The sequence below is a fragment of the Myxococcus sp. CA023 genome, assembly GCF_010998615.1.
Classification (GTDB): domain Bacteria; phylum Myxococcota; class Myxococcia; order Myxococcales; family Myxococcaceae; genus Myxococcus.
Window position 1 is genome coordinate 17,802 of sequence record NZ_JAAEAH010000087.1, and the last position, 21,630, is coordinate 39,431.

General features: G+C 68.5%; 22 protein-coding genes. 14 read left to right on the plus strand and 8 right to left on the minus strand.

Going from position 1 to position 21,630, the window contains the following annotated elements; genetic code table 11:
- The first annotated feature begins 3 nt into the window (after positions 1–3).
- Entirely contained in the window at positions 4–1,098 is a 1,095-nt protein-coding gene (locus F8M74_RS30700) for an EAL domain-containing protein (protein ID WP_141256619.1), read from the plus strand.
- Here the strand turns inward: F8M74_RS30700 and F8M74_RS30705 are convergent.
- The 8 genes from F8M74_RS30705 to F8M74_RS30740 form a co-directional block, all read right to left on the minus strand.
- The gene (locus F8M74_RS30705) at positions 1,088–2,263 is read right to left on the minus strand and encodes a hypothetical protein (RefSeq protein ID WP_228560005.1); all 1,176 of its coding nucleotides are present in this window, start codon (positions 2,261–2,263) and stop codon (positions 1,088–1,090) included. The two genes, F8M74_RS30700 and F8M74_RS30705, sit on opposite strands and share 11 nt — an antisense overlap.
- A 243-nt stretch (positions 2,264–2,506) precedes the next feature.
- Positions 2,507–4,123 carry a hypothetical protein gene (locus F8M74_RS30710; protein WP_141256617.1) on the minus strand — a complete coding sequence of 539 codons (1,617 nt, stop codon included), beginning with the start codon at positions 4,121–4,123 and terminating at the stop codon, positions 2,507–2,509.
- The gene (locus F8M74_RS30715; RefSeq protein ID WP_141256616.1) at positions 4,120–4,902 is read right to left on the minus strand and encodes an outer membrane lipoprotein-sorting protein; all 783 of its coding nucleotides are present in this window, start codon (positions 4,900–4,902) and stop codon (positions 4,120–4,122) included. Before F8M74_RS30715 ends, F8M74_RS30710 begins: the two co-directional genes overlap by 4 nt.
- A 4-nt stretch (positions 4,903–4,906) precedes the next feature.
- Entirely contained in the window at positions 4,907–6,208 is a 1,302-nt protein-coding gene (locus tag F8M74_RS30720; protein WP_141256615.1) for an ABC transporter permease, read from the minus strand.
- Between the two features lie 4 nt (positions 6,209–6,212).
- Positions 6,213–8,321: an ABC transporter permease gene (locus F8M74_RS30725; RefSeq protein ID WP_141256614.1), complete on the minus strand. Its 2,109-nt coding sequence runs from the start codon at positions 8,319–8,321 to the stop codon at positions 6,213–6,215.
- 2 nt (positions 8,322–8,323) lie between these two features.
- On the minus strand, positions 8,324–9,067 hold the full coding sequence (locus tag F8M74_RS30730) for an ABC transporter ATP-binding protein (protein ID WP_141256613.1): 744 nt from the start codon (positions 9,065–9,067) through the stop codon (positions 8,324–8,326).
- The gene (locus F8M74_RS30735; RefSeq protein ID WP_141256612.1) at positions 9,064–9,561 is read right to left on the minus strand and encodes a GbsR/MarR family transcriptional regulator; all 498 of its coding nucleotides are present in this window, start codon (positions 9,559–9,561) and stop codon (positions 9,064–9,066) included. Before F8M74_RS30735 ends, F8M74_RS30730 begins: the two co-directional genes overlap by 4 nt.
- 243 nt (positions 9,562–9,804) lie before the next feature.
- Positions 9,805–10,422, minus strand: coding sequence for an RNA-binding protein (locus F8M74_RS30740; protein ID WP_141256611.1), 618 nt, complete (start codon positions 10,420–10,422; stop codon positions 9,805–9,807).
- 265 nt (positions 10,423–10,687) lie between these two features.
- On the opposite strand from F8M74_RS30740, the gene F8M74_RS30745 reads away from it, so the two are divergent.
- The 13 genes from F8M74_RS30745 to F8M74_RS30805 form a co-directional block, all read left to right on the plus strand.
- Entirely contained in the window at positions 10,688–10,963 is a 276-nt protein-coding gene (locus tag F8M74_RS30745) for a hypothetical protein (RefSeq protein ID WP_026113931.1), read from the plus strand.
- Between the two features lie 138 nt (positions 10,964–11,101).
- Positions 11,102–11,668: a hypothetical protein gene (locus tag F8M74_RS30750; protein WP_141256610.1), complete on the plus strand. Its 567-nt coding sequence runs from the start codon at positions 11,102–11,104 to the stop codon at positions 11,666–11,668.
- Positions 11,669–11,698: 30 nt separating this feature from the next.
- Positions 11,699–12,130 (plus strand): tetratricopeptide repeat protein, encoded by a 432-nt coding sequence (locus F8M74_RS30755; protein ID WP_013939015.1) that lies wholly within the window; start codon positions 11,699–11,701, stop codon positions 12,128–12,130.
- Positions 12,131–12,146: 16 nt separating this feature from the next.
- The gene (locus F8M74_RS30760) at positions 12,147–12,542 is read left to right on the plus strand and encodes a hypothetical protein (protein ID WP_011552511.1); all 396 of its coding nucleotides are present in this window, start codon (positions 12,147–12,149) and stop codon (positions 12,540–12,542) included.
- Positions 12,543–12,549: 7 nt separating this feature from the next.
- A complete protein-coding gene (locus F8M74_RS30765) occupies positions 12,550–13,386 on the plus strand; it encodes a sigma-70 family RNA polymerase sigma factor (RefSeq protein WP_140861804.1) in 837 nt (278 codons plus the stop codon).
- Between the two features lie 22 nt (positions 13,387–13,408).
- Positions 13,409–13,825 (plus strand): hypothetical protein, encoded by a 417-nt coding sequence (locus F8M74_RS30770; protein ID WP_011552513.1) that lies wholly within the window; start codon positions 13,409–13,411, stop codon positions 13,823–13,825.
- Between the two features lie 114 nt (positions 13,826–13,939).
- Positions 13,940–14,758 carry a type III secretion protein gene (locus F8M74_RS30775; RefSeq protein WP_141256609.1) on the plus strand — a complete coding sequence of 273 codons (819 nt, stop codon included), beginning with the start codon at positions 13,940–13,942 and terminating at the stop codon, positions 14,756–14,758.
- Between the two features lie 71 nt (positions 14,759–14,829).
- On the plus strand, positions 14,830–17,136 hold the full coding sequence (locus F8M74_RS30780; RefSeq protein WP_141256608.1) for a hypothetical protein: 2,307 nt from the start codon (positions 14,830–14,832) through the stop codon (positions 17,134–17,136).
- A 24-nt stretch (positions 17,137–17,160) separates the two neighbouring features.
- A complete protein-coding gene (locus F8M74_RS30785; RefSeq protein ID WP_090489477.1) occupies positions 17,161–17,832 on the plus strand; it encodes a FliH/SctL family protein in 672 nt (223 codons plus the stop codon).
- A gap of 24 nt (positions 17,833–17,856) precedes the next feature.
- A complete protein-coding gene (gene sctN, locus F8M74_RS30790) occupies positions 17,857–19,170 on the plus strand; it encodes a type III secretion system ATPase SctN (RefSeq protein ID WP_011552517.1) in 1,314 nt (437 codons plus the stop codon).
- 51 nt (positions 19,171–19,221) lie between these two features.
- Positions 19,222–19,710: a flagellar assembly protein FliH gene (locus F8M74_RS30795; RefSeq protein WP_011552518.1), complete on the plus strand. Its 489-nt coding sequence runs from the start codon at positions 19,222–19,224 to the stop codon at positions 19,708–19,710.
- Between the two features lie 33 nt (positions 19,711–19,743).
- A complete protein-coding gene (locus F8M74_RS30800) occupies positions 19,744–20,652 on the plus strand; it encodes a flagellar hook-length control protein FliK (RefSeq protein ID WP_141256607.1) in 909 nt (302 codons plus the stop codon).
- On the plus strand, positions 20,649–21,630 hold a 982-nt coding region (locus F8M74_RS30805), incomplete at its 3' end, for a YscQ/HrcQ family type III secretion apparatus protein (protein WP_163884637.1). The genes F8M74_RS30800 and F8M74_RS30805, both read left to right, overlap by 4 nt.

Genomic DNA, 21,630 nt, shown 5'->3' on the forward strand with positions numbered 1-21,630 from the left:
TGGATGAGCGACACCCCGACGCGGTCCTGCGGCAGGTGCCAGACGCTTCCTCCCATCCCGGAGGGCGCCGGGCGTCTGTTCCTGTGGAGCCCGGTGGGGCACAGCCAGGGCCGGCTGCTGTCCTTCCTCCGGGAGGCGCGGCACGAGGTCCAGGTGCGTGCCGAAGCCCATTGCGTCGAGGTGTGGGTGCCGGAGGCGGCGCTGTCGCCTCTGGCATCGAACCTGTTGGCCGCGCTCACGCAGGAGGAGGCGCGGGCCACTCGGGCGCTGTTCATGCCGGGGGCGGCGGAGCCCGGGCTGGGTGATTATCCCCGGGTGGGTTCACTCCAGCGGCTCGTCACGCGGACGCGCGCGGGGTGGCTGGTGGATTTGCTCTCCGAGGAGCGACTCACCACGCATTTCCAGCCCATCGTCCATGCGCAGGACACCCGCTGCATCTTCGCGCACGAGGCGTTGATGAGAGGCCTGGAGCCGGACGGGACGCTGGTGTCGCCCGGACGGATGATGCAGACGGCGCGCGAGGCGGACCTGCTGTTCCAACTGGACCTGGCGGCGCGTACCACGGCCATCCGGCAGGCGGTGAAGCACGGGCTGGACACGCACCTCTTCATCAACTTCACGCCCACGGCCATCTACGACGCCACGTTCTGTCTTCGCTCCACGGTGGAGGCCATCCACTCGGCGGGCATTCCGCCGGAGCGGGTGGTGTTCGAAATCATCGAGACGGACCAGACGGCGGACGCGGAGCATCTGCGCGGCATCGTGGACTTCTACCGCAAGTCGGGCTTCCAGGTGGCGCTGGACGACCTGGGCGCGGGCTTCTCGTCACTGAACCTCATCCACCGGCTGCGTCCGGACATCATCAAGCTGGACATGGAGTTGGTGCGTGACGTCCACCTGGACCCGTACAAGGGCTCCATCGTGGAGAAGCTCCTGGAGATTGCGCGGACGCTGGGCATCCGCACGGTGGCGGAGGGCATCGAGACGCGCGAGGAGCTGCGCTGGGTCCGCGCGCACGGGGTGGACTTCGTGCAGGGTTACCTCATCGCCCATCCGCAGAGTCCCCCCGTGGGGGCGACGCCGTCGTTCACGGATTGAGCAGGACGTTGCCGGTGGCCTGCCGCTCGAGGTTGGCGGCGCGGAGGATGCTCAGCTGGACGCCTGCATCCTGGAGGGCGAGCCGGGCATTGTATCCGTCGCGGTTGTTGACGAAGTTACGGGCGAGATTGAGCAGTGCACGCAGGCGCTCCGCGTGGATGACGACAGTGCCCTGGCCGTCCTCCTCCGCGCTGTCACGCAAGTCGACGAAGGCGTTGTCGGCGATGTCGAGCGCATTGACGACGTCCAGCTCACCCTGTTCCAGCGCCGTGTCCGCCGCGAGCATCCACTGACTGGCGGTCTGAATCTGGGTCAGCCGGTCCTGTCGCGCCTGCTCCACGTCGACCGCGCGGTCGCCGTAGGTGTCCACCTGGAGCTGGACGGCCTGGTTTCGAACGGTGAGGTCGGCGTCGCGCTCGTTGACCTGGGCTTCGAGCTGCTTCATCCGCTCACGCAGTTGTTCCATCTGCTGCGCGGGCGTCGGCTGATTCGTGTTCGGCGTTCCCTCGCCGCCGGTGCCCATCTGGTTGTTCACGGGCGCGACGCTGGGCGGCGTGCCAATGGGCTCGGAGCGGCCGATGGGTTCCGAGCGGCCAATGGGCTCGGACCGGCCAATGGGCTCGGAGCGGCCAATGAAGGCCGGCGTCGCGGGGGGAGGGGAGGGCACTGCGCTGGTCGTGCCTACGTTGCCCGAGCCACCCGTCCCAACGCTCTGCTGGTCGAAGGTCCCGCTCACATCCTGCTGACCGCCGGTGCCAGTGCCGCCGGTTCCACTCACGTCCTGCTCCGTCACACCCGAACCACCCGCACCGTTCGTCGTTCCACCCGTGGTGTCCTGGCCCGTCGAGGTGCCGTCATCCCCCGTCTGCTGTCCGCTCCCACCCATCGCGGCCTGCTCCTGTTGCAGCGCCTCCAGGGGGGAGGGAATCGGCTCATAGCGTTGCGCGGCCTCCTCGGCGGCGACCTGCCCCGCCGTCGGCGGTGGCGCGCCGTCGGGCAGGACGGGCGTCAGCACGAAGTCGAGCCGTGACGCATCCTCCGGCACCTCGTAGACGTAGCCCGCCGGGGGCCTCATCCCTTCAATCGCTTCCGCGGCCTGCTGGTTCGCGTCCTGGAGCGCCGCTGCAGCCGGGTCCCGGATGGAAGGGTCCTCGGGAGGAATCATGGCCGGTGCGTTCGGCGACTGGCCGAGGCCCAACCCTGCAGCGATGGCAATCCAAAGATGCATGGCAAGAATCTGTCCATCCGTCCGCCCTCGGACACCCCAACTGCCTGTACGGCGCCCGACTGGCTGCTCGCAGTGCGGGCATCCCCGAAACTGCCTGCTCGAGCCCTGAAAACACCCAGGGCCGCGCTCCCAGAAGCAGGGGAGCACGGCCCTTGGGCACCTCAGGACGAGTCGACGGACTCAGAGGCTGATGCGGAGCCCCGCTCCCAGTTGGAACGTCGGCGCGGGTACGGAGAAGGCCGGAATCGGCTGCCCGTCCACGACGAGCCCCTCCGGCACATCAACGGCGAGCCGGAATTCACCGCCGCGCCGTCCGTAGTTCACCGAGCCGTACGCCTCCACCGTGAGATACGTGAGCGCCCGGTGCATCACGTTGAGCCGCGTGGTGAACGAGCGGTCCGACAGGTTGCCCAGCGTGAACAGGTTGAAGGACGTCCGCTCCAGTGGCCCAGGCCGGTCCAGGAAGAGGTACGCGGCGCCGTAATGCCGTCCCAGGTAGAGCGGGTTGAAGGCGTCCTTCAGCAGCAGGTACGGATACCCGAACGAGCCGGTGTAGCCCGTGGAGTTGAAGAAGTACTCCACGCCCAGCACGGCCAGGTCGTTCTCCCCATAGGGGAAGCTGTAGGTCGCGCCCGCCGTCATCTGCGGCGTGAGCCCCGAGGGAATGTACGCCTCCACCTGGACGCCGTTCTGCGCGATGTCCTCGAGCGTCGTCCCTTCCGGAATGCGGTACAGCGGCCGGTCCGTGCCTTCCTTCAGCGCAACTTCGGCGTAGACATCCAGCGGCCCCAGCGGCGAGGACACGTCGAGCCCGAAGCGGGGCTTGCGTCCATTCTGCGCCACAGCGCTGGCGCCCAGCTCCGCGGGCCCCAGCAGGACTTCCGCGCGCAGCGCGCCGCCCAGGCGGCCCAGCCGGTTGACCGGGTCGCTGCCGCCGGCCTGGGACGTAGGGCTTCCGCTCGGGTCGGTGATGGCGCCCACGTCCGTGCCCAGGTCATCCATGACGAGGACGCCGTACACGTTCCAGCCCTTGGACTCCCAGGGCACGTGCACCTTCAACATGGACACGCCCGTGCGCAGGTCCACGAAGGCCAGCGGGTCTCTACGCTGGGGCGACAGGAAGTCCGTGGGGTTCCAGATCTGCCCGGTGCCCCACTTCACGTGCTGCTTGCCCACGGTGAAGAACACCGTGCGCTCCAGGTCGAAGCGCAGCCACGCCTGGTCCAGCAGCACGCGCGGGTTTGCCGGGGCGTCCGGCGTGCTCCGGGGCGGCATGGCGGGGTCGTAGTTCAAGCGTCCCACGACGAAGCCGCGGATCCGGTCGGACGGGCGCGCGTCGAGGTATCCGTCCACCAGCGTGGGGGCGGAGAAGGACGTCTGGCGGAGCGAGGTGTTCTCGCTGCCCGCCATGAAGCCACGCAGGTAGAACTGACCGCCAATCTTCAGCGGATCGTCCACCACGTCCTCGGTGTCGAAGGCGCTCCGGGCCGCAGGGCCGTTCAACACGTCCGCGTCCCGGTCCTCGTCAGGCGCGGTCAGCGGCGGCTGCCGCTCCGTGGCGCCACCGGTGGTGCCAGGGGCCACGTCCACAGTCGGCTCCGAGCCGTCACCGCCAAAGAGAGCATCCTCGTCAGGCCGGCCCGAGTCCTCGCCCGCGGGTGCCTCCGCGGGCGTCTTCTCCTGCCCGCCTCCGAAGAGCGCGTCCTCGTCGGGCCGCTCCTCGGACTGAGCCCACGCGGGCGCGCCGGTGAGGGCCGCGGACAGCGCCGCGGCCAGGGTGAGCGTGCGCGGGGTCATCGGCTCTTGCTCTCAAGCCACGCCTTGGTGAAGAGGTTGGCTTCCAGGGGACGCAGGTCCACCGTCTTGACGAGGATGGTGGTGGAGTTGCCCTTCTCGATTTCGTCGTAGATGCGCATCTCCTCCGGCATCCAGACGTCGTCCTTCTTGGACTCGCTGAACATCTTCTTCCAGCGGGGGTAGAGCGCCGTGCGCATCTTCCGGCCGGACAGGGCGTATTCCTCCTGCTTGAGGATGTTGCCGGACGCCTTGTCCACCCAGACCTTGAGGACGGGGTAGGCCACGTCCACGCCGGGCTTGACCTTCAGCGTCAGCAGGTGGGCCGTGTACTTGCCCAGCTTCGCCTCGCCCTCGTAGGACGGGTCATACTCCTCGGCCAGCCGCGACTCGTCGAAGTCCGCGCGGCGGCTGTCAGTGCCGGCGATGCGCTCGCGCTCGGTGCGGCGCTCCCAGCGGCCCACGTTGGGGTCGTAGTTCCAGAGGTTCTTGTCCAGACGCAGGTAGCCCTTGCCCGCCTCCGTCTTGGGCTTGGTGAACAGCATCATCAGCTTGTCGTCCGCGTCGCGGCGGTAGACGACCAGCTCGTAGACGAGGTCCGCCTTCCCCTTCTCCTTCTGCTCCATGTACACCATCGCCTTGTAGTCGCCGCCGTTTCGCTGGCGGTCGTCGATGGTGGCCAGGAGCTTCACCTGCTCGGCCTGCTCCATGGCCTGGGCGGCCGGGGCGGACAGCAGCGACACGGCAAGCGCCGCGGCGGACAGCACGTTCTTGAGGCTCATGGGTTCACCCGATGTGGTGCATCGCCGTCACCGGCTTGAGCCGCGCGGCGAGGAAGGAGGGAATGAGCGAGATGGCGGTGGTGCACGCGGTGATGAAGGCCATGGCACCCAGGATGGACGAGGGGTGCACGGCCAGATTCAACGTGTCCGACATGATGAAGACCGCCACCACCTCCGGGACGTGCACCGCCATGGCATTGACGGCCAGGCACAGCACCAATCCCATGCTGGCGCCCGCCAACGTGCCCAGCATGCCCAGCAGCAGCGCCTCGAAGACGAACATCAGCAGGACGCGCGTGCGCTGCATGCCAATGGCGCGCAGGGTGCCAATCTCCCGGGTGCGCTCCCGGATGGCAATCCACAGCGTGTTCATGATGCCCACGCCGATGATGACCATCAGCACGAAGATGAGCACACCGGTGAGGCTGTTGAGCGCGGTGAGCGTCCAGGTGATGAAGGAGATTTCGTCCTCCCAGTTCGTGATGTCCAGCCGCTGACCCGTCCAGGCCTCGCGGTTGACGGTCTCGAACTTCATGAAGAACGCGCGCGGGTCGTGGTCCATCACCGTGTGGCCCGCGTCCGTCAGCGTCTGGCGCAGCCGGGCCTGCACCACCGGCACGTGCTGGATGTCCTTCAGGTAGAGCAGCAGCGCGCCCGCGGTGTCGCTCTTGAACTGGTACAGCGAGCGCAACGTGTCCGACGGCACGAAGATGCCGAAGTCGCTCAGCATGCCCATGTCGGCCGCGATGGCCACCACGCGCGCGTCCACCGTGTTGCTGGCGCCTCGCAGCGTCTGGGCGGCCAGCGTCACGGACTCGCCCACCTGGACGTTGAGCTTCTTTGCCTGCTTTTCGAAGAGCAGCACCGTGCCGGACTCGGCCAGGCCGTCCAGCGCGCCCGCGCGAATCTGCAGCACCTGACGGAGGCCCGGCTCGGACTGGATGTCGATGCCGCCCACGCCCACCTGGATGGAGGACGTCTCACTGACGACCTTGAGCCAGCCCCGGCCGCGCTGGACGGCGAAGTCCAGTTCCGGCACGTCCTTGCGGATCTGCTCCAGGATGGCCGGATAGCCCGTGACGACCGGCGCCGCCTGGCCCGCCGTCACCTTGTAGAAGCCGGCCACGTTGACGTGGCCGGTGGACAGCGTGGTGGCCGAGCGGAGCATCGACTCCTTCATGCCCGTGGACAGGCCCATGAGGATGACGAGCAGCGCGGTGACGCTGGCGATGGCGCCGCCCAGCAGCAGGGTGCGCCTGCGGTGGGTGCCGAGGTTGCGGAATGCGATGAGGAAGAGCTGGAGCATGTTCTCACTCGTCCGTCTGCATCGCCTGGAGGGGCGAGACCCGGGTCGCGAGGAACGCGGGATAGAGGGTGGAGATGGCGGAGACGCCCAGGACGATCACGAACGCCGCCACCAGGTTGCTGGCGCTCAGCGTGGGGAACAGCCGGGGGCCGGAGAAGAAGAAGTAGAGCGCTTCATTGCCCGCGGGGATGCCGGCGCTGTTGAGCAGGGCCATGATACCGCTGCCCACCAGTGAGCCGGCCGAGCCGAACACGAGCCCCAGCACCAGCGTCTCCACCAGCACCATGCCCAGGATGAAGGAGCGCTGCGCGCCAATGGCCCGCATCGTTCCCACCTCGCGCACGCGCTGCATGGTGGCCATCATCATGGCGTTGTTGATGATGACCAGCGCCACCACGAAGATGATGAAGACGGCGAAGTAGAGCACCAGCTTCCCGAGCAACACGAACTGCCCGATGATGCCCGCCGCCTCCTGCCAGGACACCACGCGCAGCTTCAGGCCCGCATCCTTCGCCGCCTGTCGCAGCTCCACCATCGTTTGTTCCAGCAGCTCCGGGTCCTTGAGCATCACCGCCGCGCTCAGGGCCACGCCTTGCTCGATTTCCTGCTGGGTGTAGACGCGCTGGAGCAGGTTCTCACGCGTGAGCGCCCCCTGGTCTCCGATGAAGGCGGCCTGGTCGTCCACGTCGCTGGACGTGGCCTCGGCCACCAGCTCGTTGTCGCTGGCCTCACCAAAGAGGGCCTCCTCGGCCTCGTCCCGGCTGAGGGCTTCCACGCCGCTCTGCTTCTGGATTTCCGCCAGCTCCGCCTTCTTGTCCGCGGTGAGGTACCCGTACAAGTCCCGGAACGACATCAGGTCCATCAGGCTCAGCGCGCCGGCCATGGCGGACTTCTCCAGGCCCTTGAACTGGTAGGTGCCGTAGACCTTCACGTTGACGCTCTGCATGTAGCCGGTGCGCGTGAAGGCGGTGATGGTGAGCACGTCCCCCATGCGCAGCCGGTAGAGCTCTAGCAGCGGCGCCAGCTCCGAGTAGAACTGGGCGTAGCGGGTGTCGAAGTTGGCGTCGTCGGTGGTGAAGAACTGCGTCAGCAGCTTGTCCAGCGCGGGCTCCTGGCTGCCCAGCAGCTTCTGCAGCCGCTCCACCATCTTCCGCGTCTTGACGGGGTCCAGCTGGAAGATGATTTCCCGCGTCTGCGTCTGGTTCTCCTTCACCCATCGCTGCAGGTCCGGGTCGGTGGCGATGGTCTTCTGGTTGAGATCCCGCTCCTGCTTGATGTGGTCCAGCCGGAGCGCCGACTTCATCTTGAGAAACTCTTCGTAGAAGAACTTGGACAGCAGCATGCCTCGCTGCCCGGTGGGCACCGGCTGTCCGTCCACGATCTCCATGCGGTCGAAGGTGCGCTGGAACGCGTCCAGGTCCGTGCCGGCGTAGCGCAGCTCCAGCATGTCCCCGTCCGGAATCTGCGGGGCGATGCGGTTCTCCAACAGCTCCAGCGCGCTGTACGGGGCCTCCTCGAAGGCGTCCCAGAACGCGTCCGTGCGCGCCCGGGCGAGTGCTTCCACCTCCGCGGGGTCCTTCTGGGCGCCGCCCAGCTCCTGCTCACTCTTGGCCGTCTGGTCGGCCATCAGGTTGACCATCTGCCGCACGTGTCCCTTGACGCTGTCGATGCTCTCCCGCAGCTCGGGCGTCTCACCGGCCTCGTCGCGCTTCTTGTAGAGCGCGCGCAGGTTCGACAGCGTCAGGTCCACCGTGTTGCCGGAGGTGACGATGGCGCCGCTGGTGCCCAGGGGCACCACCGTCTTCACGTTGGGGTGCTTCTCCAGGAAGGGCCGGAGTTGGCTGAAGTCGTCCAGCGCGGCCAGGTCCGGCTCGCCGCTCATGCTGCCGTAGAGGGCCAGCGGGTCCTTGGAGTCATCCGAGTAGACCTGGATGTGGCCCGCGACGCTGCCGATGATGCTGCGGCTCATCGCGCTGTCCATGCTGTCCATCAGCGCTCCGCCCACCACCACGAGCAGGGTGCCGAAGAAGATGATGCCGCCGATGAGCAGGTTGATCTTGCTGGAGAACAGGTTGCGGAAGGCCACCTGCAGCAGCAAACGGAGTTGTCCCATGGTCAGTGGCCTCCAGCGGCCATGGCGCGGCTGGCCTCGGCGGCGCTGATGCGGTCCAGGAAATTGCCGTCCGCCAGCCGCACCACCGCGTTGGCGTGGCTCATCACCTTCGCGTCGTGGGTGGAGAAGATGAAGGTGGTGCCCTCCTTCTGGTTGAGCTCCTTCATCAGGTCGATGATGTTCTGGCCCGTCACCGAGTCCAGGTTGGCCGTGGGCTCGTCCGCGAGCACCAGCTGGGGCCGCGTAACGAGCGCGCGCGCCACGGCCACGCGCTGGCGCTGGCCTCCGGACAGCTCGTTGGGCCGGTGCTTGGCGTGGCTTGCCAGGCCCACCTGCTCCAAGAGTTGCATCACCCGCTCCCGGCGCTGGGCCTTGTCCAGCTTGCGCTGGAGCAGCAGGGGGAACTCCACGTTCTGGAAGACGCTGAGCACCTGCACCAGGTTGAAGCTCTGGAAGATGAAGCCAATGGTGTTGAGGCGCAGGTTCGTGAGCTGGCGCTCCGTGAGCTGCTTGGTGTCCTGCCCGGCCACCCGGACCACACCTCCGGTGGCGGTGTCCACGCACCCGATGAGGTTGAGCAGCGTCGTCTTGCCGCTGCCGGAGGGCCCGGCGATGGAGATGAACTCACCGGCATGGACCTCCAGGTCCACGCCCCGGAGCGCCGGGACCACCACCTTCCCCAGGGTGTAGTCCTTGGTCACGTTCGTGATGGAGACGATGGAGGACTGCGAAGCGGTGGGATTCATGCGGTACGTCCTTTCGAAGTCTTGACGGGGCGTGGCGGACGGGGGGCATGCGCTGCGCGCCACCGCTCGGCGATGCCTGTAAGCTCAGCCTTGTAGAAATCACAGAAAGCAGACGCTTCTCGCAAGCTACGATTTCCAGCGAGACGCGGAACCGCGAGGGCCTCGGAACAGAGGCGGGCGAAGGTGCTCAGGGACTCCTCGGCGACGCGCAGCTTGCCTTCCCAGCCCTGTGAATGGATGACGTAGTAGTGCTGCCGGTCCCCTGGAACGCTGACGGGTTCCACCAGGCCCATGTCCGTGCAGGCCCGGAGGTTGGTGGACACCGACGCCGCGCTCACGTTGAGCAGCATGGCGATGCGCTTGTTCGACAGGGGTTTGCCCGCAAGCATCAACAGCGCGTAGATGCGCCCGCCGATGCGCGTGCCACCCCGCCGCTCGAAGTACAGCCCCACCGATTCGATGAAGCGACGTTCGGCGGCTTCCAGTTCCACCATGCCTGTCTCCACGCCTCTCCGGCTGGGCGTCGCGGTGCGGTGCGCACGGCAGCCGGGGTGACGGGCAGGCTTTTAGGCGGCGGTGTTTCGTTCAGTCAATACTGAATGAACTGTATGGAGTGGAAGGTGGGGCGAGCCCTCCATGCGCACATCCCATGGCGCGGGGCCCACAGCCGACTCGCGGCTGCGGGCCCCGAAATCCCCTTCATGGGGTGCAGGTCTGACATGCCCCAGGGTGTGTCATCAGTACGTGTCGGGCGAGGTATTGGAGCCCGTGTCCGGGTTCATGGTGCTGTCGTCACCCGCGCCACCGGTGCCCTCGTGCTTCTCCACGCCGGAGCCGCCCTTGCCGCTGTCCTGATTGATGGACGAGTCCGGCGTCAGCGTCGGGTCACCCGCGCCGCCCGTTCCCGAGAGGGAGATGCTCTTGGCGACGTTCTTGGTCTCCTTCACCTCGTAGCTGGCGCGAATCTCCTGGCCGGGGCGCAGGTCCTTGGCCTTCTTCAGGGTCGGGTCGCTGAATCGGGTACTGCGGTCGACCTCCAGGGGGACCACCGCGCCCTGCATGTCGACGAAGATCTTGTCGCTCTCCGCCTTCACCACGCGGCCGTTGAGCTCCTTCTGGCCCATGGTGGCCTGTTGGCCCATGGTGCCGGAGCCGCCCTGGCCCGGCTGAGTGGGCGTGGTGGTCGTCTCACGTTCGATGGTGGTGGTGTCCTGCTGGATTTCAGTCTGCCCTGCCTGGCCCGAGCCACCCTGGGCCGCCGAGGAGTCCTTCGGCTTGTTCTCGTCGTTGTTGGCCAGGGCGGTACCCGTTCCGAGCATGGCGATGGTGGCGAAGACGCCAACGAGCTTCTTCATGGAGGTTCTCCTGTGGTTGTTGTGGGTGGGCGGGGGCGGCGACGTCCCCCGTTGGAGAGAACCTAGGTGCGCTCGTGGAACCGGACAGGGCTTGCTCACCCCCTTGCTGGAAAGGCCGTTCGCTCTCCGGCCGGTGGTTCGGGGGCCGCGCGCATCCGGGGAAGAGGGGAGCGCCTTGTAGGAAGCGGGGCTTTTCCCTTACCGTCGGGGGCCCAGCGCCCACTGGCCAGCCCGGCCGGTGGCCCGACAGGAGACCGTCTCCGCAATGCCCCCGACCGCCAAGCCGTCCCAGACCGCGCAGGACCTTCCCGCGCCCTCGTTTCCCGCCATCGAGTCACTGCTCGAGGCGGCCTCCGTGGAAGAGGTCCGTGGCTTCTTCGATGGGGTGAAGACGGGCCTCACCGAGCTCAAGGGCCCCAAGGTGGAGCAGGGCAAGAAGGCCCAGGCCGCCATTGGTCGCGCGGAGGAGCTGCTGGAGATGCTGGTGGAGACCCGCGAGCGGCTGATCGCCGAATCGAAGGGTGGCAAGGGCCGGAAATGACGGTGGATTTTCCCCGGGAGACTCTTTTTTTCCGGGGTTAGGCAACCGGCGGGGCCCCCCGCCGATAATGCAAAAGAGAGCATCTTGAGCATCGATGATCTCTGACCTTTCCGCTGGAAGCAGCGCCTGGAGGAAGCAATGGCGAAGATCGACAACATGATGGGCCCGAACGTTCGTCTCTCGACCAACGTCACGACGGCGCGGCAGACGCCGGACACCGGTTTCGGCGCGCGGCTTCACAATGGTCTCAACAGCGCCGCCAGCGCCGTGGGCACGGGTGTGGGCGCGATGGCGGGCATGGTCCCCGGCGGGCAGATCGTCTCCGCCGCCGTCTCCTCGATGCACACGTTCTCCTCGACGGGCGGCTCGGGCATGGGCGCGCCGTACGCGGGCGTGATGAACACCGCGGTGGCGGGCAACCTGGGCGGCGCGGTGGCGCCGGCCGGCGGCGGTGTCGTCGCGGGCGGCTTGGGTGGCGCGGTGGCTGGCTCCGGCTCGCCGCTGGGTCTGGGTGGGCAGGGCACCGGCAGCACCACGGACACTGTCAACGGCAACTTCTCGCTGAACAAGATGGCCGAGGAGAACTCCAAGCTCCTGAACCTGCAGGCCGCCATTCAGCAGGAATCGCAGACTTTCACCGCGATCTCGAACGTGATGAAGTCGCGGAACGATACGATCAAGAACTCCATCGGCAACGTCCGCTAACTGCGGGCGTCGTCGCCCTAGGGAGCGTCAATGGCGGACACCTCGGAGATTTCGAACAGCCTCGTCCCACTCGGACGCCAGCAGGCCAGGGTCCTGCTGGAGGCCGGTTACCTGTGGCTCGACATGGGCCACTTCGACAAGGCGAAGGAGATCTTCTCCGGGGCGGCCGCGCTGATGCCCCGGAGCGAGGTGCCCCAGCTGGCGCTGGGCGCCGTGGAGTTCTCGCAGGGCCGTCATGACAAGGCCCTGCAGGCCTACCGCGTCGCGCAGCGCCTGGCCCCGCAGTCCGCGCTCCCGCGGGCGCATGCGGGCGAAGCGCTGCTGTTCATGGGGAAGGTTCCCGAGGCGCTCAAGGAGCTGAAGGCCGCCATGGACCTGGATCCGGACGGGGACGGTGCCCGCTTGGCGCAGTCCCTCATCCAGGCCAAGGAGGCGGGAGTCCTGCCTCCGGCGAAGACGTAGGACGGAGGTCACGGCGATGGCTGTCGGAGGTGTCGGACGAGGCGGTGGGAAGGGCCGCGCGGGTGGCGCGAAGGGCCCTGCCGGCGCGGCTCCGGCGGGTGGCGCCAGCTTTGGTGGCCGGGTGGACCGGACGGAGTCTCTTGTCGGGCCCTCGGGTCTGGTAGGCTCCAGCAATGTCCAGGGCCCCCAGGCCGCGGATCCAGTGGCCTCCCAGGCGGTGGCCATTGCCCGGAAGCTGAAGAACGGGGGCTTCAAGAGCAAGGAAGAGGCGACGCAGGCCCTGGTCGCCGAAGTCCTGAAGGAGAAGCTCCGCATGAAGTCTTCTTCCCTCACCACCAAGATTGCAGACGCGCTCCAGGATGATCCGCGGCTGAATCAGGTCCTCGAGCGGCTGTGGTCTAAGGCCGAGTGAGCGGCGCTTGGCTCTGGGCGACGACAGGCAGGTCATCCTCGAGAAGTACGGCCCCTACGTCCGGTCGCTGGCCGCGACCGTGCGCAAGCAGTTCAACGCCCAGCTGGAGCTGGATGAGCTGCTGGCCTACGGCCAGATAGGCCTTCTGGAGGCCGCCGAGCGGTTCGACCCGAAGGTCGGGGCCAACTTCCTCACCTTCGCGCACTACCGCATCAAGGGCGCCATCTTCGACGGGCTTCGGAAGATGGGCGTGCTGCGTGGTTCCGATGCCCGCAACGCCTTCGTGGGAGAGCGGGCGGCGGCGTATCTGGGAAATCTTTCGGATCGTGAGGCCGGAGCAGGCAACCGCGGCAGCTCATTCGACGATGATGTGAATGACATCTCGGATGCGGTGACGGGGCTGGCGATGGTTTTCGCCACCAGCATCGAAGGCGCGGACACGGCGGGTTACACCGACGAGTCGCTCCCCGTCGACATCCGGATGGAGCAGGAGCAGCTGAAGACGCGGGTGCGGGCGGCGATCGAAAAGCTTCCGGAGAAGGAGCGAAAGCTCCTGATGGGGTACTACTTCCAGGGCAGGACGCTGGAGGAAGCGGGAGCGGAGATAGGGCAGTCGAAGAGCTGGGCTTCGCGGCTGCATGCGCGGGCAATCGACCGGCTCAAGGAACTCTTGAACGAGGAGGAGGAACTGCCTCCTTCTCCGATGGATGCAAGGAGGGTCTCACATGGCGGGTCCGATGGCCGGAGTCTCCGCGGCGCAGGTCGCGCAGCAGAAGCTGCAGGATCAGGGCGCTCAGCAGACGAACAAGCAGGGCGCGTCGAAGTTCGACGGAGTTCTCGCTGACAAGGCGCAAGGCGCCGGTCAGGTGGACGCCGCCCAGCAGGTGAACAAGGCCCAGGCGGCGCAGGCCACCCAGCGCACGGATGCCGTGCGTCAGGTGGAGACCGTCAACAAGACGGAGAAGGCCGCCCTCAACAAGGTGCACGGCGCCCAGGAGTCGGTGACGACCAAGGCGGCGGAGCCGGTGACGGCCAAGGCCGAGGCGTCCAAGTCGTCCAAGGCGGGCGACATGATGACGCAGATCGTTGGTGACCTGGAGAAGGGCCAGGTCAACCTGGAGCACATCATCAAGCAGGCCTCCAGCGGCAAGGCGTTCTCCAACGCGGAGCTGCTGTCGCTCCAGGCCTCTATGTACCAATACACGCAGCAGCTGGACCTGACGAGCAAGGTCGTGGAGAAGGCGACCACCGGCCTGAAGGACGTCGTCAAGACCCAGGTGTAGGCCCAACCCCGGTTTCCCGGCGGCGCGGCCTTGAGAAGGGCGGTCCCTCCCTCTACGAGTGGGAGGGGGCGCCCTTCCGCGTTTTCCGGGGGCCTAGTAAGCTCCGACCCGCCCATGATTCGCCGACCGCACGCGTTTGCCGCCTCGCTTCTTGCCCTGCTCTTCCTGACGGGCTGCCACATCGAACTCCAGCACGCGCTGAGCGAAGCGGACGCCAACGAAATCTACGTCCTGCTCAGCAAGAACGGCATCACCGCCAAGAAGGAAAAGGAAGAAGGCGGCAACGAGGTGCGGTTCATGATCACCGTGCCCAAGGCGGATGCCGCGCAGGCGGCGGAGCTGCTCAAGCTCAATTCGCTGCCGCGGCCGGTGGAGAAGGGCCTGGCCCATTTCGCCAAGGGCAGCATGGTGCCCACCGCGACGGAGGAGCGCGCCATGCTCCTCAAGGCGATGGGCGGCGAGGTCTCCAATGCGCTGAATCAGATCGACGGCGTGCTGGAAGCGCGCGCCATCGTGATGATTCCGGAGAACAACGACCTCACCCAGCCGGAGAACAAGCCGATGCCGTCCGCGTCGGTGTTCATCAAGTACCGCCCGGGCGAGGGTGGCAAGCCGCCCATCGACACCGCCGTGGTGCAGCAGTTCGCGGCCACCGCGGTGCCGGAGCTGAAGGCCAGCGCGGTGACGGTGCTGATGACGCAGGCCCTGCCGCCGTCGGCGGAGACGGACGCGGAGAGCCGCCTGCAGGACGTGCTGGGGCTGCGCATGACGGCGGCCAGCGCCAGCCAGTTCAAGGTGATGTTCGCGGGTGCCTTCGTGTTGGTGCTGGCGATGCTGGGCCTGACGATGTGGACCTTCATGCGCGGCGGTTCCAGCAGCGCCCCAGCCGCGCGCGCTGGAGCGCGTGCCCGCGGTCGTCCTCCCGAGGCCTGACGTCACTGCCCCTCACGGTGGGGCTTCCCTCCTTCTCCCAGCGGGCGTCTGTGGGGCCCGCGAGGTGACGTTTGGACTCGTTCTTCACCTCGCTCAACAAGCGCCAGAGCATGCTGCTCCTGACGGCCGTGACGTTCAGCGGCCAGGAGAGCCTTGGCGCCTTGGAGCACCTTCCCGAAGAGGAGGGGGCGCTTCTGCGTCATCGCGCGCAGGAGCTGCTTCAGGTTCCGCGCGAGAAGCGCATCCCCGCGCTGGTGCAGGAAATCAAGCGGCTGGTGAAGGACCGCCGTGGTCAGCTCTGGAGCGCCGAGCCGGAGCGGCTGGCCGCGCTGCTGCAACGTGAGCGGGGCGCGTTGATGGAAGTGGTGCTGCGCGCGCTGCCGGGCACGCTGGCGGACGCGGTGCGCGCGCATCTGCCGCCTTCGCGCGTGAAGCTGACCCGCGAAGTCCGCCCGCAGGTCCTGGACATCGTCCGGTGGAAGCTGGAGGAACTGCTCGCGCGCGAGGTCGCTGGGCAGCAGGCCGCGGGCTTCAAGTTCGCGGACGTGCTTCAGCTTCAGCAGCGGGAGCTGCTCACCATGTGCGACCGGTTGGGCGCGCGGGTGCTGGGGCCGGCGCTGGCGGGCCTTCCGGACGCGGAGCGCGAGGCCATGCTGGAGCAGCTGCCGCCGGACTTGAAGCTGCTGGCCACCAAGGCCGTGGCGGCCAATGCTCCGCGCAAGCTGCCGGAGGAGGATTCCCGGGCGCAGTTGGAGCCACACGAGGGCCTGACGCGGCCCGCGGTGGCGCTGCGCAGCGCGGGGGCTCAGCGGCTGGCGCGCGCATGTGTGGCGCAGTCTCCGGAGTTCGCCGCGCGCATGCTGGAGAAGTACCGCGGTGAGTTCGGAAGCCTGCTGGCGAAGTGGGTGCGCGAGGAGCGCGTGCGTCCCACCGCGCGAGGCGATGGCGGCCGGACCGACATCGTGATGGACCTGGAGCGGCTGGCCACGCGTGGCCTCATCGAGCGGCCGGTTCGCCTTGCGACACCGCCGCCTCCGCGTCAGTCCGCCGTTCTTCCTCCGCCTCCAGGAGCCCGGAGGGCGGCTGCCGCGGCGGCGCCACCCGCGGCCAAGGCGGCGGCGCCCGGTGGGGCAGCGCCTGCTGGGGCGGCACCTGCTGGGGCGGCACCTGCTGGGGTGGCACCTGCCAAGGCGGCACCTGCCAACGCGGCACCTGCCAAGGCGGCACCTGCCAAGGCGGCACCTGCTGGCCGGGATGTACCGACACGACCGCCGGTGCGAGGGCAGGCCCCGGGTGCGGCTCGCCAGGGCGCGGGAGAGCCGGCCCGGCGGGACTTCATGGCGGAGCGGGCGGCGCGAAACGCGGGCGTGTTGTCCTCGCGTGAGCCGTCCCGCGTGGCCACGCCCGCGAAGCGACAGGATGGCTCCGCGGTGCAGCGGATGCCGGCCCGGCGTGAGCCCGCGAACGCGGGCGACGCGGGGGCTCGCCGTGAGGGTGCGGGGCCCGATTCGCGCCCGCCTCGTGCGGATCCAGAGGGCGCGCGCATCGGTCCGCCGCCTTCTCGGCTGGGGCAGCGCGGCGCACGGCCTCGCCCCCAGGACCCCGACACGCTGTCAGAGCGGGACCGCGCGCGTGCCGCCGAGGGTTCCCGGGTGCATTCGCGTCCGCCTGAAGAGCGTTCCCGGGTTGCCGAGGGTTCGCGGGTTCAGGCTGGAGGCCAGGGCGAGCGCTCGCGGGTTCAGGCTGGTGCGCAGGACGAACGCTCACGCGTGGCCGAGGGCTCACGGGTCCACGCCCGACCTGCGGATGAGCGTTCCCGTGTGGCAGAGGGCTCTCGCGTCCATGCCAACGTTCCAGATGAGCGTTCCCGTGTGGCAGAGGGCTCTCGCGTCCATGCCAACGTTCCAGATGAGCGTTCCCGTGTGGCCGAAGGCTCCCGCGTCCAGTCCGGAGCTCCAGATGATCGTTCCCGTGCGGCCGAAGGCTCCCGCGTCCAGGCGCGCCCAGCGGATGAGCGATCCCGCGTCGCGTCCCGGGGGCAGCAGCGTCCGGCGGAGGAGCCTCCTCGGGCCGCTCGGATGAAGTTCGGGGCCGCAGAGCCGGACCGGGAGGACTCGGAGGTTTCCCGGGTGTTCCGCTCGCGCGCGTCCGGTGCCCAGGGGGGCGGCCGGGCCAAGCCCCCCGAGGCGGAGCAGGAGCCGGAGCGTCCCCCCCGGGTGCTGGTGGGGCGGGCCATCACCTCGCCGTCCCTGGCGCCCATGCCCAAGCCCCGGGGTGAGGGCACGTCCGTCCAGCGGCGTCCCCGCTCTCCGTCGGGTACCGACCGTCCTGTGCCTCCGGGTGCAGGGGGACGTGGAACCAAGGGCGGAACGCGCTAGCATCCGGCCCGCAAGGAGCGGCCCATGGCGATCGGCAAGGTGATTCGAGGTGATGGGACGGCGGAGCCGGCGCACGCGCCCGAGCGTCCCGTGCTGCGGCCTCCCCGCGCGGGGGTGATGAACGCCGAGGTCTTCGAGGCCCGTCAGGGCGCGTCGGCCATCCTGGAGGAGGCGCAGCGCGAGAAGGAGCGCATCCTCGCGGAGGCGCAGCGCGAGCGCGAGGAGCTCCTCGCCAAGACGCGTGAGCAGGGCCGTCAGGAAGGCCTGGCGCAGGCCACCGAAATCATCCTTCGCGCGAAGATGCAGGCGGGGGAGGTGCTGACCGGCCACGAGCAGGACGTCATCGCGCTGTCGCTCAAGGTGGCGGAGAAGATCATCGGCCGGAGCCTGGAGAAGGACCCGGAGCTGATGGTGGAGCTGTGCGCCGCGGCCATCGAGAACCTGCGCAGCGCCCGCTCCATGATTCTGCGGGTCCACCCGAAGACGGCCGCCGTGCTCCGCGCGAAGAAGCCGGTCCTGATGGAGCTCATCGGCCGCGCGGTGGATCTGGCCATCAAGGAGGACCCCGAGGTGGCCCCCGTGGGCTGCATCGTCCAGACGGAGTTCGGCACGGTGGACGCACAGCTTCCCACTCAGCTGGAGATGCTCCAGAACGTCCTGTTGCCGGACACCGCGCGTAAGGAAGGGCCGGCTTGAGCCGGAGCGTCAAGGGACTCGCCCATGGCCATTGACCTCTCGCGGTACTTCGACCTCATCAAGGAAGCTCAGGTCGTGCGCGTGCGCGGCCGCGTCACGGAGCTGACGGGCCTCATCATCAAGGCCAGCGTGCCCAACGTCCGCGTGGGCGAGCTGGTGCTCATCAAGAGCCGCAACCGCGGCGCGGTGAAGGCGGAGGTGGTGGGCTTCCAGGGGGATGAGGTGATGCTCATGCCCCTGGGCGAGCTGCACGGCATCGGTCCGGACAGCGAGGTCATCCCCACCGGCAAGCCGCTGAGCATCAAGTGCGGAGAGGCGCTGCTGGGCCGCGTGCTCAACGGAATCGGCGAGCCCATGGACGGCCATCCGTTGCCGGAGGAGGGTCTCATCGACTGGTCCGTGGACCGCGACTGCCCGGATCCCTTCACCCGCCAGCGCATCGAGCGGCCACTGCCCCTGGGCGTGCGCTGCATCGACGGGCTGCTGACGGTGGGGGAGGGCCAGCGCGTGGGCCTCTTCGCCGGCTCCGGCGTCGGCAAGTCCACGCTGATGGGGCAGATTGCCCGGAACACCAAAGCGGACCTCTGTGTGGTGGCGCTCATCGGCGAGCGTGGCCGCGAAGTCCGTGAGTTCATCGAAGACGCCATGGGCGAGGAGGGCATGAAGCGCTCCGTGCTGGTGTGCGCCACCTCCGACCAGCCCAGCCTCGTGCGTCTGCGCGCGGCCTATGTCGCCACCGCCATCGCCGAGTATTTCCGCGAGCGCGGCGGCAACGTGCTCTTCATGCTGGATACGGTGACGCGTCTGGCGCGTGCCCAGCGTGAGATTGGCCTCGCCGTGGGTGAGCCCCCGGCCCGCCAAGGTTACCCGCCGAGCGTGTTCTCCATGCTGCCTCGCATCCTGGAGCGCACGGGCAACTCGGAGAAGGGCAAGTGCACCGCCATCTACACCTGCCTCGTGGCCGGCGGTGACATGGAAGAGCCCATCGCCGACGAGGTTCGCGGTATTCTTGACGGCCACTTCATCCTCAACCGTGCCCTGGGTGAGCGCAACCAGTGGCCGGCGATGGACGTGCTCGCCAGCCTCAGCCGTGTGATGAGCGGCATCGTCTCCAAGGACCACAAGAAGGCGGCGGGACGGCTGCGAGAGCTGCTCTCCACGTATGAGAAGCAGCGCGACCTCATCCTCCTGGGGGCCTACCAGTACGGGACGGATCCCCGCACGGATCAGGCCATCGACAAGTACGACGCCATCATCGACTTCCTCAAGCAGGACACCCACTCCAACTCCGGGTTCGAGGAGACGGTGGAGCAGCTGATCGCCCTGTTCGACGAGTAAGACGCCGGCCAGGGGTGCGCGGCGGGGATTCCGGGTTAGGATGGGGCCAACATGCCCCCGTACCGGTTGCAGGCCCTGCAGGACATGCGCGCCCGGGCCAAGGAAGAGGCGGAGCAGGCCTTTTCCTCCGCCATCAAGGCGCTGGAGAAGGAGAAGGCGGAGCTCCAGCGTCTCATTGACGACCTGGAGCAGCGCAAGCGCGAGCGCAAGGCGAAGGTGGCCGCCTACCTGAAGGAGGTCATGTTCAAGGGTGCCGGCATCAACGGCATGAACATGATGAACCGCTTCGAGGAGCGCCTGAAGGACGAAGAGGCGCAGGTGGCGCTGGAGGTGGAGCGCCAGCGGGAGGCCGTCAAGGTGGCCGAACGGCTGGTGGAGCAGCGCCGGCGGGAGATGGCCGAGGCGGCGAAGGAGCTGAAGGCCATCGAGAAGCACCGAGAGAACTGGCAGAAGCAGGTGAAGTACGAGCGACAGCAGCGTGAGGAACTGAACCAGGAGGAGATTGGCAACGCCTTGTTCCTGGCGCGCCAGCGCAAGTAACCTGCGCCCTCCCCATCCCCCTGGAATGACGTCATGAGCCGAGTTGACGACGATCGCGAAGCAGCGCGCCTGGCCGAGCGCCTCCTCCAGGAGAAGAAGCTCGCCGAGGGGCAGGCCAAGAAGCGCCAGGAGGGGGCTTCCGCCTTCCAGCGGCTGATGCAGCAGGCCCAGCAGCCGCCTCCGTCGCCGGGCCCGGCGCCCGCGGAGCCCCAGCAGCAACAAGGCGGTCTGGCGCGCGCCGTCCTCGCGCGGGCCACCCAGCAGGGCAAGACGTTTGGTGAGCGGGTGCAGCAGGAACAGCAGCCCGCCATGAAGGAACTGGCCCAGCCGCAAGCCCAGGCGCAGGGCCAAGCCGCGGAGGCTCGTGGCGGCTCGCGCGCGTCGGACGCCCGGGACGCCCGGCGCACCGACGAGAAGCGAACCTCCGAGAGCCGCGAGAAGGACCTGGGCAAGGCGGAGTCCTCCCTGGGGCAGGTCAGCTCCGAGCGGGGCGCCGCCATCCGGGCGGATGCCGACGCGGGCGGCGGCAAGGGCAGTGGCGGTGGCAAGGACAAGAAGGAAGGCGGGTCGGAGTCCATCGCCCCCGGCTTCCGCTTCAACCCCGCGCTGATGGCGCCGGTGCCCGTGGCCAAGCCCAAGGACACCGCGGGTTCGGAGCGCCTGCGGGCCCTGGCCACCGAGATTGCGCAGAAGATTGTCGACCGCGTCCGCGTGGGCACCAACGCCGCGGGCAATGCGGAGTTCCAGATCGACCTGCGGGGCGACGTGCTCAGCGGACTGTCCATCAAGGTCAGCGCCCGGAATGGGAAGATTTCGGCCACCTTCAGCGGCAGCAACCGCGAGGTGCTCAAGCAGCTCGAAGGGGCCAGCGAGGGACTGCGGTCCGCGCTCAGTGGCCGTGGGCTCCGGCTTGAAGACGTGCGCTTCGAGGCGAAGGCATGAGTCTCGAATCCGAGGACGAAGGATCGGGCGTCCACGAGCGCACGATGCTGGTGGACCTGCGCCAGCTCCGGCCTTCGCGCCAGGAGCCTCCGCAGGAGTCCCCGGCATCCCAGGAGCCACCCGCCAGCCATGAGCGGCGCTGGCGGCCCTTCGCTTTCCGGAACCTGGAGAAGGTCTCCCGGGCGCAGGGGCTGCTCGCGGAGCGCTTGCGGTGGCTGACGCCCGCGGACGGCACGGCGGTGGCCGTGGCGGCTCGGCTCAAGGAGCTGTTCGACGCGGAGGTGCGCCTGACGGTGGAGTCCGTCCAGGTGCGGCCCATGGCGGAGCTGCGGCGCTTCCTGGGCGACCCCACCTTCCTGGCGGTGCTCGCGCCCGGGGCGCTCCAGGGCCGGGCGGTACTGGAGGTGGAGCTCGCGCTGGCACACGTGGCGGTGGACCTGCTGCTGGGCGGCGCCGGTGAGACGGTGGGCCTGCGGCCGCTGACGGACATCGAGGAGGGCGTGATGGCCTACGTCGTCCTCGAGGGACTCAAGCTGCTGGTGCCGGGGCTGCAGGCGGCGGTGCCGCGCCCCCGGTTGGACGGCGTGGCGCGGGGCGTGGACGAGGTCTCCGCGCGGCTGGGGGATGATGGCCCCATGTTGGCGGTCCACCTGCAAGCGACGCTGGGACCGCACAGCGGCATGGTGCGGCTGGTGGTGCCCGCGGCGGTGCTGGACGCGGCCGAGCCGGCGGTGGAGAGCACGCAGCGGCGGGCCCGGGGGAAGGCGGACCTGGAGGCCTTCGCGAGCCGCCTGTCGGCGGTGCGCAGCTGGCTGCGCGCGGAGATTGGCTCGGCGGAGATTTCCGGCCAGGACCTGGCGAGCCTGCGGGTGAAGGACGTGCTGCTGGTGGACGCGTTGTCGGCGCGCACGGACAAGGGCGAGGCGGGCACCGCGCGGCTGCGGGTGGGGAAGGGGACGGCGGGGTGGGCCGGTGCGG

Coding starts and splice junctions, on each gene's coding strand:
- F8M74_RS30700 (WP_141256619.1), top strand. CDS start 4: ATGAGCGACACCCCGACGCGGTCCTGCGGCAGGTGCCAGACGCTTCCT.
- F8M74_RS30705 (WP_228560005.1), bottom strand. CDS start 2,263: ATGATTCCTCCCGAGGACCCTTCCATCCGGGACCCGGCTGCAGCGGCG.
- F8M74_RS30710 (WP_141256617.1), bottom strand. CDS start 4,123: ATGACCCCGCGCACGCTCACCCTGGCCGCGGCGCTGTCCGCGGCCCTC.
- F8M74_RS30715 (WP_141256616.1), bottom strand. CDS start 4,902: ATGAGCCTCAAGAACGTGCTGTCCGCCGCGGCGCTTGCCGTGTCGCTG.
- F8M74_RS30720 (WP_141256615.1), bottom strand. CDS start 6,208: ATGCTCCAGCTCTTCCTCATCGCATTCCGCAACCTCGGCACCCACCGC.
- F8M74_RS30725 (WP_141256614.1), bottom strand. CDS start 8,321: ATGGGACAACTCCGTTTGCTGCTGCAGGTGGCCTTCCGCAACCTGTTC.
- F8M74_RS30730 (WP_141256613.1), bottom strand. CDS start 9,067: ATGAATCCCACCGCTTCGCAGTCCTCCATCGTCTCCATCACGAACGTG.
- F8M74_RS30735 (WP_141256612.1), bottom strand. CDS start 9,561: ATGGTGGAACTGGAAGCCGCCGAACGTCGCTTCATCGAATCGGTGGGG.
- F8M74_RS30740 (WP_141256611.1), bottom strand. CDS start 10,422: ATGAAGAAGCTCGTTGGCGTCTTCGCCACCATCGCCATGCTCGGAACG.
- F8M74_RS30745 (WP_026113931.1), top strand. CDS start 10,688: ATGCCCCCGACCGCCAAGCCGTCCCAGACCGCGCAGGACCTTCCCGCG.
- F8M74_RS30750 (WP_141256610.1), top strand. CDS start 11,102: ATGGCGAAGATCGACAACATGATGGGCCCGAACGTTCGTCTCTCGACC.
- F8M74_RS30755 (WP_013939015.1), top strand. CDS start 11,699: ATGGCGGACACCTCGGAGATTTCGAACAGCCTCGTCCCACTCGGACGC.
- F8M74_RS30760 (WP_011552511.1), top strand. CDS start 12,147: ATGGCTGTCGGAGGTGTCGGACGAGGCGGTGGGAAGGGCCGCGCGGGT.
- F8M74_RS30775 (WP_141256609.1), top strand. CDS start 13,940: ATGATTCGCCGACCGCACGCGTTTGCCGCCTCGCTTCTTGCCCTGCTC.
- F8M74_RS30785 (WP_090489477.1), top strand. CDS start 17,161: ATGGCGATCGGCAAGGTGATTCGAGGTGATGGGACGGCGGAGCCGGCG.
- sctN (WP_011552517.1), top strand. CDS start 17,857: ATGGCCATTGACCTCTCGCGGTACTTCGACCTCATCAAGGAAGCTCAG.
- F8M74_RS30795 (WP_011552518.1), top strand. CDS start 19,222: ATGCCCCCGTACCGGTTGCAGGCCCTGCAGGACATGCGCGCCCGGGCC.
- F8M74_RS30800 (WP_141256607.1), top strand. CDS start 19,744: ATGAGCCGAGTTGACGACGATCGCGAAGCAGCGCGCCTGGCCGAGCGC.